The 14,683-nt window shown below is 51.2% G+C and carries 13 protein-coding genes; 7 read left to right on the forward strand and 6 right to left on the reverse strand.

Annotated features, from left to right (window positions below):
* Positions 1 to 142: 142 nt before the first annotated feature.
* A complete protein-coding gene (locus AC4PME_RS13570) occupies positions 143 to 1,174 on the reverse strand; it encodes a LacI family DNA-binding transcriptional regulator (RefSeq protein ID WP_491044729.1) in 1,032 nt (343 codons plus the stop codon).
* Between the two features lie 173 nt (positions 1,175 to 1,347).
* Between AC4PME_RS13570 and AC4PME_RS13575 the strand changes: the two genes are divergently transcribed.
* The 6 genes from AC4PME_RS13575 (at position 1,348) to AC4PME_RS13600 (ending at position 7,927) form a co-directional block, all read left to right on the forward strand.
* The gene (locus tag AC4PME_RS13575; RefSeq protein ID WP_491044728.1) at positions 1,348 to 2,445 is read left to right on the forward strand and encodes an acyltransferase family protein; all 1,098 of its coding nucleotides are present in this window, start codon (positions 1,348 to 1,350) and stop codon (positions 2,443 to 2,445) included.
* 55 nt (positions 2,446 to 2,500) lie between these two features.
* Positions 2,501 to 3,382: a glucosamine kinase nucleotide-binding domain-containing protein gene (locus AC4PME_RS13580; protein WP_491044727.1), complete on the forward strand. Its 882-nt coding sequence runs from the start codon at positions 2,501 to 2,503 to the stop codon at positions 3,380 to 3,382.
* A complete protein-coding gene (gene nagB-II, locus AC4PME_RS13585; protein WP_491044726.1) occupies positions 3,383 to 4,384 on the forward strand; it encodes a glucosamine-6-phosphate deaminase NagB-II in 1,002 nt (333 codons plus the stop codon).
* A gap of 3 nt (positions 4,385 to 4,387) precedes the next feature.
* On the forward strand, positions 4,388 to 5,509 hold the full coding sequence (gene nagA / locus AC4PME_RS13590; RefSeq protein ID WP_491044725.1) for an N-acetylglucosamine-6-phosphate deacetylase: 1,122 nt from the start codon (positions 4,388 to 4,390) through the stop codon (positions 5,507 to 5,509).
* 41 nt (positions 5,510 to 5,550) lie between these two features.
* Complete coding sequence (locus AC4PME_RS13595) at positions 5,551 to 6,873, forward strand: sugar MFS transporter (RefSeq protein ID WP_491044724.1); 1,323 nt, start codon at positions 5,551 to 5,553, stop codon at positions 6,871 to 6,873.
* A gap of 118 nt (positions 6,874 to 6,991) precedes the next feature.
* Positions 6,992 to 7,927 carry a LysR family transcriptional regulator gene (locus AC4PME_RS13600; protein WP_491044723.1) on the forward strand — a complete coding sequence of 312 codons (936 nt, stop codon included), beginning with the start codon at positions 6,992 to 6,994 and terminating at the stop codon, positions 7,925 to 7,927.
* Here the strand turns inward: AC4PME_RS13600 and uxuA are convergent.
* From uxuA to AC4PME_RS13620, 4 genes are all read right to left on the reverse strand, one after another.
* A complete protein-coding gene (uxuA, locus tag AC4PME_RS13605) occupies positions 7,924 to 9,093 on the reverse strand; it encodes a mannonate dehydratase (RefSeq protein WP_119499692.1) in 1,170 nt (389 codons plus the stop codon). The two genes, AC4PME_RS13600 and uxuA, sit on opposite strands and share 4 nt — an antisense overlap.
* Before the next feature lie 138 nt (positions 9,094 to 9,231).
* A complete protein-coding gene (locus AC4PME_RS13610; RefSeq protein WP_491044722.1) occupies positions 9,232 to 11,271 on the reverse strand; it encodes an FUSC family protein in 2,040 nt (679 codons plus the stop codon).
* Positions 11,272 to 11,288: 17 nt separating this feature from the next.
* Entirely contained in the window at positions 11,289 to 12,155 is an 867-nt protein-coding gene (locus AC4PME_RS13615; protein WP_491044721.1) for an efflux RND transporter periplasmic adaptor subunit, read from the reverse strand.
* Between the two features lie 2 nt (positions 12,156 to 12,157).
* Positions 12,158 to 12,358, reverse strand: coding sequence for a DUF1656 domain-containing protein (locus AC4PME_RS13620; RefSeq protein ID WP_119499689.1), 201 nt, complete (start codon positions 12,356 to 12,358; stop codon positions 12,158 to 12,160).
* Positions 12,359 to 12,539: 181 nt separating this feature from the next.
* Between AC4PME_RS13620 and AC4PME_RS13625 the strand changes: the two genes are divergently transcribed.
* On the forward strand, positions 12,540 to 13,520 hold the full coding sequence (locus tag AC4PME_RS13625; protein WP_491044720.1) for a nucleoside hydrolase: 981 nt from the start codon (positions 12,540 to 12,542) through the stop codon (positions 13,518 to 13,520).
* Here AC4PME_RS13625 and AC4PME_RS13630 read toward each other — a convergent pair.
* On the reverse strand, positions 13,509 to 14,621 hold the full coding sequence (locus tag AC4PME_RS13630; protein WP_491044719.1) for a hypothetical protein: 1,113 nt from the start codon (positions 14,619 to 14,621) through the stop codon (positions 13,509 to 13,511). The two genes, AC4PME_RS13625 and AC4PME_RS13630, sit on opposite strands and share 12 nt — an antisense overlap.
* Positions 14,622 to 14,683 lie beyond the last annotated feature (62 nt).

A 14,683-nucleotide genomic window follows, 5' to 3' on the forward strand; every position in this document is an offset into this window, starting at 1 on the left:
ACGTCGCTGAATATGTTTTCTTTTATTTTTGTTTTACGGTGATTTTTTCATCATCCTGTTTTTGACGCTATCACCGCGTGTCAACGTTGTCAAACATCAAAATGAAAAATTTATGACACGGTTGTTCCGGAATATCAGGAAATTAATTCAGCGGCGCAGCGGAATCCCTGACCACCAGTTCGAGGCTGAAGCCTTTAGATTCCACGGTGTGAACATCTTTCGCCTGCATCATCTTGATCACCATTTCGGCGGCGGAAGCGGCGATATCAAAATTTGGCTGATTGATGGTAGTGAGGTGTGGCCAGGTTTGAATTGAAAACGGACTGTTCTCGAATCCGGCCACGGAAACGTCTTCCGGAACCCGCAACTGATTCAGGCGCACCATGAACACTGCGCCGGCTGCGATTTCGTCGTTACATGCAAAAATAGCGGTGGGTTTATTGTCATTACTGAGAACCTGTTTCGTCATCGCCATACCCGAATCAAAGGTAAATTCGCCGTCTACGATGAGGTTCTTATCCACTGCCAGCCCCCGTGCTTCGTGGGCTTCACGGAAACCACGCAGGCGGCCGAGGCTGGATTCATGAGAGGCATGATAGCCCAGAAACGCAATACGCTTGTGTCCGAGATCAAGCAGGTAGTCTGTCATTTTACGGCTGGCCTCCACATCGTCCACATGAACCACCGGTGCAAGTGTATCCGGCGCTTCTGAACCGGACAGGATGCGTACAACCTTGGCATCCCGGTTCAGCAGAAAAGTAACCAGTTCACGGTTTTCGGATAACGGCGGCGTAAGAATCACCCCGCCTATCTGATTTGAACCAATCATGGCCGCCAGTTCTTTACCCACTTCTTCGGAACGGGAGTCGGTGGGATGAATAACCAGTTCGAACCCGCGCTTGCGGCACTCTGAAATGATGCCGTTCTGCATTTCAATCACATAGTGACTGTTCGGGTTGTCGTACACGAACGCCAGTGAGAAAGGCGCTTTACGCATAGTACGTGCGGTGTGATTAGGCTGATAATTCAGTTTGTGAATACATTCCTGCACTTTGGTGCGTACTTCATCGCTGACGCTGGCTTCGTTGTTGACCACACGGGAAACGGTTTTAAAGGAAACCCCCGCTAACTTGGCCACATCCTTAATTGTCGGCTTCTTCATAGTGACTGCCATGATCAAAAAAATTCCTGTCTTTCAGGAGCATAAAGGCTATGGAGACGGCCCGCAACATTCCTGTCCTGCCATTCCCCTGTCTTATCGTATTTTATTCCACCAAAATAACATTTGACAACGTTGACAAAGCAAGGTTAACGTAAAAACCCTGATTACTAAAGAAGCAGTTGATCATGACAAACACGGCTGATAACACCGAAAAGAAAAACCGTTTATTGTCGCTGGACGTATTCCGCGGCCTGACCATCATGGCCATGATTGTGGCAAACAGTCCGAATACCTATGGTGAGTTGTCCCACGCATTCTGGGATGGCATTCACTTTGCCGACCTGATATTTCCCTTTTTCATCCTCATTGTGGGTGTCGCAATCAGCCTGGGCTTTAAGAATATTCATGCTGATTCCCCCAATCTGAAACCTGTGCTGCAAAAAGTGTGGAAACGCACCTGCATTATGTTCGCACTGGGATTAGTGGTGAACCTGTTCTACACCCACTTCGAGCAGGTTCGTATTCTTGGCGTGTTGCAACGTATCGCACTGGTGTATCTGGTGTGCTGCTATCTGGCGGTTTACTGCTCTGTACGTACGATTATTAAAACCGGCATTGCCCTGCTGGTACTGTACTGGCTGTTTGTGCTGTTTGTGCCGGCTCCGGGTTTACCCGCCGGTCACCTGGAACGGGGCGAGAACATTATTAACTGGTTCGACAGATTCATGCCCGGCATGTTGTGGCGTGGTGAATGGGATCCTGAAGGTTTACTCAGCACCTTCCCTTCTGTGGTTACCGGCATCATGGGTATGCTCATGGGCCGCATTATCATTGCCGCCAAAGGTGAGTTAAGAGACGCCGTGATGCATCTTTTCTTATTCGGCTTTCTCACCTTTTGTGCCGGTTGTGTGTGGAGCCTGGGCTTTCCGTTCATCAAGCAAATCTGGTCCAGTTCTTTCGTGCTGGCCACCGGCGGGATTGGCGCAATGATTCTGGCGGTGATGGTGTGGTATACCGATATTAAAGGCCACCGTGCCGGCACGGCCATTCCGGTCATCTTTGGTGCCAATGCGATTACCGCCTATGTGCTGCACGTCATTATCGAGAAGTGCCTGGACTGGGAAATAGCCGGTACATCCGTTCACGCTTCATGGGTTGAGTGGTCTTTGCAGGCAGGCTTCAGCGAATTTGCCAGTGCCACTACCTGGGTAGTGATGTTTGTGGGTATTTGTTTTATTCCCGTGTACTGGCTCTACCGCAAACAGATTTTTATCAAAATCTGATCTTACAACGTTTTTTATTCTCTATTTTATCTATCCAACAGCAAGGAACCCGTGAGTGATTCAGCAACAGTATTTTCTTGGTATCGATGGCGGCGGCACTAAATGCAAAGCCCGCCTTGAATCCCTGAACGGCGAACTGCTTGGCGAAGGGCTTTCCGGCCCGTCAAATCCTGCACAATCTGCAGAGACCGCGTATAACTCGGTGAATGCCGCTGCCATGCAAGCGGTAAAGGAAGCCGGACTGCCGGCAGATGCACTGTCTCAGGTGCATGCCTGCCTGGGACTGGCCGGGGTGAACATTCCGGCCTACCGGGAAATTGCAGAAAAGTGGCAGCTTCCCTTCGCCAGTACCATGATTACTACCGATTTACACATTGCCTGCACCGGCGCACACGGCGGCAGCGAAGGTGCCATTTTAATTACCGGCACGGGCAGTTCAGCCTTTGCCAGCGTGAATGATGTGCATACCTGTATTGGCGGTCACGGATTCCCGCTGGGCGATAAGGCCGGCGGCGCGTGGCTTGGCTGGCGGGCAATCAGTCACACCCTGGAAGCGATGGATGCGTTACAACCGGTTTGTGATTTCACGGCGGCGGTGTGTCAGCAACTTAACGTAATAACACCGGAAGATATTGTTGCGAAGGCCCTGCACTACCGCTCCGGTGATTACGCCGCACTGGCCCCGCTGATACTGGACTTTGCGAAGCAGAATAACGCCGGTGCGCAGGCCATTATTGACGAAGGTACTGTGTACCTAACCAAAATGCTAACAAGATTACAGGCGCTGGATGCACGGCGTATCACCATGATTGGCGGACTGGCATCGTACTGGAGCAGTCAGATCCCTGATACTATTCAACGGCTGCTGAGCCCCGCATTGTGTTCCCCTGAATACGGTGCGGTTTCGCTGGCACGGCAGGCATTTAAGGAGGCCTGAATGGCACACGCAACAAAAATGGCTGCTGAAGCGTCGCAGACCCCTGACGTTTTCCGCACACAATTACGTGACAACGCGGCGCAAATCACCGCGCTGGCGGCAGCAATTAAGCAAAAAGACCCGGAATTTGTGTACATGATTGGCCGTGGTACATCTGACCACGCCGGTGTCTTCGGTAAATACCTTATTGAAACAGAGCTGGGTTTACCGGTAGCCGCCGCAGCACCGTCGGTGAACAGTGTATTCGGCAAGTCACTGCGTTTACAAAAAGCGTTAGTGTTCGTGATTTCCCAGTCTGGCCGCAGCCCTGACATTCTTGCTCAGGCAAAAATGGCAAAGGAAAAAGGCGCTCTGGTTGTTGCGCTGGTTAACGATGAAAGCTCACCGCTGGCAGATCTGGCCGATTTCTTTGTGCCCCTTAAAGCCGGCCCGGAAGTGGCAGTAGCTGCCACGAAAAGTTATCTCGCCAGTTTATATGCTTTGCTGACCATTGTGGCGGCGTGCTCAGACAACCAGGCACTTCGCGAAGCACTGAGTGCGTTGCCTGACCGGCTTGACGACACCATTGCACAGGCACCTGTACTCACTGCTGAGGTACTTCAGCCTATGGAGCGCTGCGTCGTACTTGGCCGTGCATTTGGTTATGCGGTGTCCCGCGAAATTGCCCTTAAAATGAAAGAAGTACTTGGCGTTCAGGCCGAAGCGTTCAGCAGCGCAGAGTTCCTGCACGGACCGGTAGCCTTGCTGAACCGTGGCGTAGCCATTATTGACGTACACGTGCCGGATGCTTCAGCCAGTTTTCACAGCGGACAAATTGAAGAAGTGAAGCGCCGTGGCGCGCCGGTATTTCCGCTTTTGAAAGTAGATGACGAGGTGCATCCGCTGGTTGCACCGCTGCTGATCATGCAGCGTTTTTATCTGGATATCGAAATTGCAGCGAGAACCCTTAACATGGACCCGGATAATCCGGTAGGCTTGAAGAAAGTCACGGAAACGGTTTAATTCATGGGTTATTTTGCTTCACAATTTTTTGATGGCTACCGCCTGCTAAACAACGTGGCATTCACGGTAGAAGACGGGCGCATTACGTCGGTGACACCTGATGCTGAGCCGGGGCAGCACGACGTGCTGGATGGCCTGATCATGCCGGCCATGGTAGATGTTCAGGTTAACGGCGGCGGCGGTGTGCAGTTTAATGAAGCGCCGGTGGCAGATTCGTTGTTGCAGATGTCCCGTGCATACCTGACTACCGGCACAGGCAGTATTATGCCTACGCTGATCACCGACGATATTGCCGTCATGTCTGCCGGTGCTGATGCTATTGCTGAAGCGCATAAGGCTGACCCTGCCGCCATTCCGGGCGTTCACTTTGAAGGCCCGCACCTGTCTGCGGCGAAAAAGGGCATGCACAGTGCGGCGCATATCCGCCCCCTGAGTGACGATGAGTTTGCCCTTTTTACCCGCAAAGACTTAGGCCGGGTGTTACTTACCGTCGCGCCGGAAACCGTATCTCCTGAAGACATCACCCGTCTGGTGAACGCCGGCGTTATTGTATCAGCCGGTCACACCAACGCAGATGCAGACACCTGCTTTAAAGCCTTTGATGCCGGCGCAACCGGCGCAACACACCTCTACAATGCCATGTCAGCCCTTACCAGCCGGGAACCCGGCGTGGTAGGCAGTGCGTTATACCGTGATGATGTGTACTGCGGACTGATAGTTGATCATCAGCATGTGCATCCGGTAAGTGCCACTCTGGCCATCCGCCTGAAGGGTGACGACAAGCTGATGCTGGTGACCGATGCCATGGCTCCGGCGGCCAGCGATGCTGACCACTTTATGTATCAGGGCATTAAGGTGCTGCGTCAGGGACCAACGCTCAAACTGGCAGACGGCACACTGGCCGGTTCGGTGCTGACCATGGAAGAAGCCATTCAGCATACCCGTTTTGATTTAGACATTGCGCTGGAAAGTACCCTGAAAATGGCCACTTCAACACCGGCAAATTTTCTTGGGCTTTCATCAAGTATCGGCACATTACAAACCGGCTCGCAGGCCAACTGGATTGCGGTAAACGACGCCTTGCAGGTTCAGCGCGTCTGGCGTAACGGAGTTTGCATGTCGTAAGGCTTGCAGGGCCCGTCCCTTTTAATCTGAAGGAAATAATAATGACAACAGGTAAAACCTCTTCTTCCGGCAGTGCAGTATTGCTGCCCATGGCCATTATCGGCACCTTGTTCTTTGTGTTTGGTTTCATTACCTGGCTGAACGGTGCACTGATCCCTTTTCTGCAAATTGTGTGTCAGTTGTCGGGCATGGAAGCGCTGCTGATTGCATTCAGCTTTTACATTGCGTACGTCGTCATGGCTCTGCCCATGTCGTTTGTGTTGAATAAAACCGGTTACCGCAACGCTATGTCGCTGGGTCTGGTGATGATAGCCGCCGGTTGCTTTTTGTTTGTGCCGGCTGCAGAGACCCAAACCTTTGCCCTGTTTATCACCGCACAGTTTATTGTGGGTTCAGGACTGACTATTCTTCAAACGGCATCAAACCCTTATCTGGTAAAAATCGGGCCCTCAGAAACCGCTGCAGCCCGCATATCGATAATGGGCCTGCTGAATAAAGGCGCAGGCTGGCTGGCACCGGTGGTATTTACCGCATTGGTACTGGGTGAATTCTCCGGCGTAACGGCGCAGAGTATTGCTGCTTTGCCGGAAGCAGAAAAGGCTGCGCAAATTCAGTCTCTGGCTGACAGTCTGGTAACGCCTTATATCGGCATGGCCGTTGCGCTGTTGTTACTGGCGGTAGCGCTGCGTTTTTCCGGATTGCCTGAGTTGGATTTAGATAAAGAAGATGAAACCCTTGATGCCAGTGGCATGAAAAACGGCTCTATTTTACAGTTTCCCCAGCTGGTGCTGGGTGTGGCTGCATTGTTTTTCTACGTGGGCGTAGAGGTCATTGCCGGTGACACTATCGGGCTTGCCGGTTCTGAACTTGGCGTAGAAGGCGCATTGGGACTGACCTCCTATACCATGTTCTTTATGGTAATCGGTTACACCCTGGGTCTGGTACTGATCCCGCGGGTACTAACCCAACATCAGTTGCTTACCCTGTCAGCGGTACTGGGCATGTTACTCGCGGTTGCCATTCCTTTTACAGACCCTGCCAGTGACAGTATTTCTGCTGTTATCTGGGGTTGGACCGGTGTCACCACGCTGCCGGATCCGCTTGCGTGTATCGCCCTTCTGGGCCTCGCCAACGCCATTGTCTGGCCGGCGGTGTGGCCCCTGGCACTGGAAGGCCTGGGTAAATTCACTGCACGTGGTTCAGCTCTGTTGATCATGGGTATTGCCGGTGGCGCAGTGTTACCAATGGTTTTCGGCGCGATTGCTGATGCATATGGTGTTCTGAATGCTTACTGGATGACTATACCCTGCTATGGCTTCATACTGTTCTATGCGCTGAAAGGTTGCCGTATAAAGCACTGGTAACTTATTGATGCGGAGCTGGAAGGCTCCGCACTTTTCTCCTGAAAAAGTGTATTTTAACCATTGCTAAATTTGCGAAAAACACGATAATTCAGAGAAAATTTTTGCATATTACGCATAAATGAATTTATTGAATCAAGTCACACTCCGAACTCTTAAGCTATTCATCGCGGTTTATGAAGCCCGCAGTTTGTCAGCCGTCGCCAGGCAGGAAGGGGTTTCACCGTCTCTGGTTTCCAGAGCCATTCAGCAACTGGAAGATGCCACAGGGCAGCCGCTGTTTTATCGTAATACCCGTTCACTGGCTCCCACCGAGCAGGGAAAAATATTCTTCCGCTATACATCAGAAATTGAAAAATCTTTGATGGAGATGCAGCAGCATTTACAGGACTTCGATGGCGAACCCGGTGGCATACTGAGAATAAACGCACCGGTTCAATTCGGACAACATCATGTTGCCCCGTTTCTGGCGGAGTTTTCCGAACTGTTCCCGGATGTGCAGGTGGAGCTTACTTTAACAGATGCGTTTATCGATCCTCATGCAGGTGACGCCGATGTGATTATCCGCATAGGTGCCCTGCCGGACTCTTCCCTGCGGGCAAGAAAAATCTGCGAACAACGTTACTTTCTGGCGGCATCACCGGCTTATCTTAAGAACAATACACCGCTGACATCCCCGGCTGATTTAAAACAACACCGGTGTCTGGTGTATAAAGGTTTCAGCGGGACTAACCCGTGGTTTTTCCACGAGCCTGATTCGGGCTGGACACAACAACAATTTGTACCGCTGATGACGTCTAATAATGCGGAAGCGCTGCTGACGGCTGCGCGGGAAGGAATGGGACTGGTTTTATTTCCTGACTGGCTGGTAGGAGAGAGTGTGCGGGAAGGCAAACTGATCCCTGTGCTGGATGCGTATAAACCGGCTATCCGGAAGTCGCCGCAGGATATTCACTTTGTCTATCCGAAATCACAGCACACGCCGGTAAGCGTGCGCCATTTTATTGATTACATGCTGTCGATATACGGCGATACGCCGTACTGGGCAGTCGACTAGTGCTTTGCATTCATGTAGGACACGGCGCAAATAAGCCCGCGCAGTTCTGCAAGACCTTTCAGACGGCCAAGGTAGGAATAGCCGGGTTTCAAATCCGCTTTGCCCTGCTCATCACTTAATGTGTGGCCATGGTCAGGGCGCATTGGAATTTGACATCCCAGGCTGGACTCGCACTTCAGCAGCGCCTGTACCAGCCCCACCATATCATTGTCGCCGTCGAGATGGGCGGCTTCATAAAACGAACCGTCATCTTCCCGTTTTACATTGCGTAAATGCACAAAGTAAATCCGCTCTGCAAACTCGTTAACCATGGCAATAAGGTCGTTGTCGCCTCTGGCACCGTAGGAGCCGGCACACATGGTGAGTCCGTTTGCAGGGCTAGGCACTGCTTCCAGGATCTTCCTTGCATCCTGTTGGGTAGACACCACTCTGGGCAACCCAAAAAGAGAAAACGGCGGATCGTCAGGATGAATACACATTTTCACCCCGGCTTCTTCTGCTACCGGAATGACAGCTTCAAGGAATTCAAACAGGCTGGCCCGTAAGCCGTCTTCGCCGAGATCGATAAACTGCTGAATGGTATCTCTGATCCCTTCGCGGTTGTAAGAACCTTCACCACCGGGTAATCCGGCAATGATATTTTTCTCCAGCATTTCCCGTTCAGCGTCTGACATGGCATCAAAACGTGCTTTCGCCTTGTTCAGCATATCAGAAGAATAATCATTCTCAGCACCCTGACGCTGCATTACAAACACATCGTATGCAGCGAAGTCTGAATATTCAAAGCGTAGTGCATAGCTTTTATCAGGAAGTTGATAAGTCAGATTCGTGCGGGTCCAGTCCACCACCGGCATAAAGTTGTAGCACACGGTCGTGACACCGGCAGCGCCGGCATTGCGCACCGACGTTTTATAGTTTTCGATAAGCTCACGATAATTGCCGGTACGACTTTTAATGTCGTTATGCACAGGAATACTTTCAATTACATCCCATTGCATGCCGGCATCTTCGATCATCGCTTTACGGGATTTTATCGTTTCGAGTGGCCAGGCCTCACCGGTGGGCACATCATGCAGCGATGTTACGATACCGGTCGCGCCTGCCTGGCGGATTTTTTCAAGCGTAATGCTGTCGCCGGGTCCGAACCAGCGCCATGTTTCAATCATCTGCAACCTCAAATTTGGTCATGCCAATTATAGAGAGATTACTGCATAAGCGAGTAAAAGACAATTAAAAACCCTATTTGGCCTTACCAAAATATTTATATATGAAACTTAATCTGTCACCAGGTTGCGGGACGTGAATTAAGCGCGGGCTTCTTTGATCATGGTTGCCGTGCGGCGAAAAGAATAATGCAGGCGGGTGAAGATACCGTCTATGAGAGCCAGATTTTCTTCCGGCGCACCTTCAGCTTTTAATGTATCGATAATCCGCTTATTTACCGGGGCAAGAAGGTCTGTATCGTCCCCTTTTGATGCAGCCAGAAATGAGGCCGCCAGCGCTTGCTGCCACTCCTGCTCAAGACCAGTTAGTGAGCGCTCACTCAAACCACTCATTAAACGCCGGATCCGCATAGAAGCATGTCCGAGGTTCAGGCCTGTCAAGCCCAGGTCGGTTAGTGTCCGGTAACCTGAGGTTACATTCTGCTCGTAACTGGTGAGCCGCAGAAGCCGGTCACACATCCGCGCATTGAACCAGTCTTCATCATGACCGGGACTGCCAATTTTAAGTAAATCCTGATAGGTCACTGAAAGCAGACGTGACTGGATCCAGTTCGCGCCGGGCCCGGCAAATAACTTAAATATCCAGTATAAAATCATCACGCCGCTGAGGATCGCCAGTGCACTGCTGGTGGTGTAATCCACAGAAAGTGAACGGCTCATGTCGTTGGCCGGTTGCACCAGGATCACAAACGGAATGCAAAAGCCGATGCCGTAGGGCAAAAACGCACGGTGCGACAGCAGCATTAAACCTAAAAACAGCGGGCCGGATAAAATAAGCACCAGAATGGCGAAGTCACCGCTACTGGCGGCTATCAGGTTCAGGGCATAGAAAATGGCGACAGGAATAGCAAAGCAGGCACCGATGAGTACACCACGTATGGCCCTGGTGACCACCACGGGCGCGAGTCTGGCGAACATGATGGAAAATATCACCGGCAAGATCATCAGCATGATGGCTGCCGGTGAACCTGTGCCTACCCATAAAAATGCGCCTGTGCTGAAAACCAGACATGTGCGAAATCCTGTGGTCACCGCTACCAGCCAGTCGCGGTGCGGTTTAATGCCAGAGGCTTTAAGGGTGGATTTTTCTCCCCGCTCCAGTGCCCGGTAAGCACGGAGTATGACCACTAAATCTGCCACCATTTCCTGCGCGGTGCGGCACAAACGGAATTCTAATGTGGTCAACTGGTCAGACTGGAAAAGCTTGCTCCATTTGCGTCTTTGCTTCTGTGCCAGCTCATAGCATTCATCGAAACTTTTCAGGCTGCCAATGAGGCCCACATCGTTTCTCAGTTGAGTGAGCAGCGACATCATATTCTCTGACAGCAATTCCGGATTATTCCGTTGCAGCCGGCCAAATATTTGTACCACGGCAATTAACGACAGGATTTTATTACAGATAACGGTTGCCGCGCGTGATTTCCCCGGCCCGTCCGGACCTTCAAAAACCACGGCACTGGAGTCGTCACTCAGCGCCGTTAAAGACTGTAAGGTATCGTCGATGTGCTTGTGCCGCTCATCGTGAGAACCGTCTGGGTCTAATTCTACCGACAGATAAGCCATCGTCTGATTTATGGTGTTTTTAGCATGATCAACCAGCACCTTCTCTACCCGCTGGGGCCATAAAATCAGCGAAACCAGCATGGCGCACACCGACCCCACGATAAGCTCGCTGACCCGTGACTGGGCGATATCAAAAATGCTCTGGCTGCTTACTGCGGAAGGCGTTGCCATGGTCAGCAGAATAATAATACAGGGCGTGACGCAGGCCATGGCAAAGAAGTAAATAAAGTTCACCCGCCGCACCAGCGATGACAGGCCCGAATTCAGCCAGGTCCACAGCGCCAGGCAAAACAGGGAAATCCCTGAATAGGCATGAAAATAATGCAGCACCACCATGGCGAAGGCACCGCCAATGAGGGTGCCGAGGATCTGACAAACGGTTTTTTCCAGCACCATGCCGGCTTCCGGACGCACCTGCAAAAAAACCGCAGAGACCAGCGCCCAGTAGGGTCGCTCCAGGTCCATCCACATAGCCACGTACATTGCCATCGCCATGGAGATAACCCCTTTGAGGGCAAAAATTAACGAAGCGCGTGAAGGCCTTAAGTAGACAGCCATGAAGGCAGGCAACGAGATTACTCCCCGTCTGTGGCTAACCGGACCGACGCCGACATACCGGCGACCAGACGCGTATTTTCCGGCACCTTGTCCAGTTTAATGTCTACCGGTACTCGCTGGGCCAGTCTTACCCAGTTAAAGGTTTGCTGCACTTCGGGAAGCAACTGGCTGTTTGTGGAGGTATTGGTGTCGGCAATAGCGTGTCCAATACTGGATACTGTGCCCGACAACGCTTTACCGCCGCTCATCAGGTGAATAGTGGCTTTCTGACCTTCATGAATGAGAGGAAGCTTTGTTTCTTCAAAATAACCGGTAACGTACAGGGTATTATCAGCAACCACAGAAAGCACCGGCGTGCCCTGATTCACGTAGTTTCCTTCCCGGAGGGTCAGGTTCACTACCCGCCCGCTCACCGGCGCAGTCACGGTTGCCCGTTCAAGATCGATTTCCGCACTGGCAAGCTGTGCCTTTGCTACATCCAGTGCAGCTTTGGCCATATCGGAACTGATCCGGCTGCTTTCCAGCTCCTCGGCACTGATACTGTTACGCTCTCTGAGTTTTTCACGGCGGGTGAACTCATGCTGCGCGAGATCCAGCGCCAGTTGTTTACTGTGCACCTGCGCGTTTAACTCGTCTACCGCAGCCTGATAGCGTTTCACATCAACGCGAAATATTACATCGCCCTTTTGTACTTTCTGATTATCTTTCACCGGCATGGCTGTTACCCATCCGGACACATCAGGTGCAACAGTGATAATATCAGCCTGAACGCGGCCGTCCCGTGTCCAGGGCGAATAAAGATAATGATCCCACACCCAGCGTCCGGAGAAGACAGCGACGGCGATAACCAGAAGTGTCACAATGATGCTCAGTACTTTTCCCATGTTCAACCCGCCAACATCTTCACCGTCGCCGCGAGGTAGCAAATAAACAGAGCGACCTCGAACCAGGGTGGTTTCCACAATTTTTGATATAAACCGGTGGCATATAACCCGTAACGGGTTAATAACGACAACAGAAAAGCCAGCGGAATCATCACCACCATCGGGCTGAAAAGCATGCCGCCAAGGGAAAGTTCGCTAAGCACTGTTACTCCGGAATATTTGCTATGTCCTTAATCTGATTATTAATTGTAGAGCAGAAAAGATCATTCGCCTATCGTGATTATCCGGTGGTTTGCAGCGGATTAATTTCTTGGGTGCTATAGCCCGTATTGTAATATCATCAGAGTGCCTTTGCTTCGCCCCTCTGCCACTAAGGAGCCTTCGATGTTTTATGTGTTGAAACGCTTGTTGACCGTACTCTTCATTCTGACCGCAGCGCTGAGTTCTGTGACCCGCGCCGCAGAGCCTGTTCCGGTAATTTTTGACACCGACATTGGCAGCGATATTGATGACATGGTAGCGCTGTCGCTTATTTTAAAAAGTCCGGAATTAGATTTAAAACTGGTAACCACGGCATCGGAAGATACACGGTACCGGGCGCAGGTGGCGGCGAAATTTCTGACAAAAGCAGGAAGAACAGATATTCCTGTTGGAATGGGTGAGCGTTTTGAAGGCAAAGCAGAATTTCATAAGCCCTGGGTAGCTGACTTCGCACTGTCTGATTACCAGGGTGACATTATCGAAGACGGTGCCGGTGCAATTATTCAGTTGCTTAAGCAATCTTCAGATCCCGTCACCATTATTGTTGCCGGCCCTATGCATAATATTGCTGCCGTGCTGGAACGTGCGCCGGAACTGGCTTCGAAAATGCGTATTGTGGGCATGCATGGCAGTATTTACAAAGGATACGGTGATGAGCCTTCTGCCGAGTACAACGTGCAAAACAATGTACCGGCCTTCCGGAAAGTGCTTCACGCGCCTTTACACAGTTTCACCATTACGCCTCTTGATACCTGCGGCGATATGATTTTCGACGGTGAACAATATCAGCAACTGAAAAACAGTACAGATAAACAGCTCGAAGTCATTTTTGAGAACTACCCCATCTGGGCGGGCCTCGTTACCTGGGAAAATGCTGATTATCTGGCATCCCGCAGTTCAGTCATGTACGACGCCGTTGCTGTATACCTTGCCCTACCCGACCACAGCTGGCTACCCGCTGAGCCCATGCACTTATCTGTCACCGGAGACGGATTTACTGTACCGGCAGACAGTGGCCCGCAGGTTAACGTCGCCTTAGAATGGGCCAACCGTGACGCATTCAAACAATGGTTCGTAGAAAGGATGCTGACTTCAGCTGATTAAATCATGCATCCAGTTCAGTGACGGTAGCTGTCTGTCGGGTTGATAAAACAAACGGTTCAGGCGTCCGAGCAGATTTACCGTTCTGCTGGGATCGTGATTTTTTACCCGCGACTCACTTTCTGTCAGCATAAACTCCCAGGGTTGCAAATTGATGCTCTCAATTTCTTCTGTGGTTACACCTAAGGATTGTAAGGTGGATAAAATCCGTTCTGTCTTACTTTCATTTACCGGAATAGCATCCTGACCGTACAAATCATTCAGCGGCGCATTTACGGCCTCAAGGGTATGATTGATGGCATTCCACACTGTGTCGTGATCGAATTTCCAGTCCCGTGGCGCGTAGTATCCCTCAATTTCCCATTCCAGTTCAGCATTGCTGACCGCGATAGAGCTTTCCGCTTCCGGCGAATAAGATAAATCAGGCCGTGCGCCGATATTGTAAGCATCGACACTGAGTGCCACGCATATCACTAAGTCACCGCACACCGCCTTATTTTGATAAAGTGCTTCAAAAGCAGCCCGTTTTACTCCCATCCAGCCATGTACGAGGGAAGGTTGTTCAACAAAGTCCCGCACATCATCGGGTAAATCTTCGCCGTAGCGGTCAATTAATAAAGGTAACGGGCTTTGTTCCGGCGCTTCATCAGGCATCCAGACTTCATATTCCTGGCGGTTATCGCCTTTACCCCGGCTTTTAATGCCATAAGACAGGTTTACCGGCCGGCAAATACTGCGATCCTCATCCACCCGGTGAAAATACTCAGAGCGCATCCGCTTAATAAAGGGCGCATCCAGGCCAGCCAGTGCAGCGGTAGGATAGCGGTAGCCGATTTCACTGTGAGTCACCATGCTTAGCCCGGCAACCTGCTCTGCCAGTTTTGTTTTCACCCCTTTGAGGTGATGTACGTTGGGCAATACGATGCTGCGTTCCGGCTCAATGGTAAGCCTGCGACCATCTTCAGTGACAAATTTAGGCGTTTTGTGAAACGCGTAATGGGTTAATCCCAGGGCCTGAACGGCCTGATCACGATACTGCGACATTTCGCTGAAAAGCGCAGAATGATTACGAATATGCTTGAACAACGGGCGATATAGCGTCATTAACTTCTTCCATGCAGCGACATTAACTTCAGTCTGCCACAAAAATGCGATGTGGCGAATCC

This window comes from Alteromonas sp. (assembly GCF_984505615.1).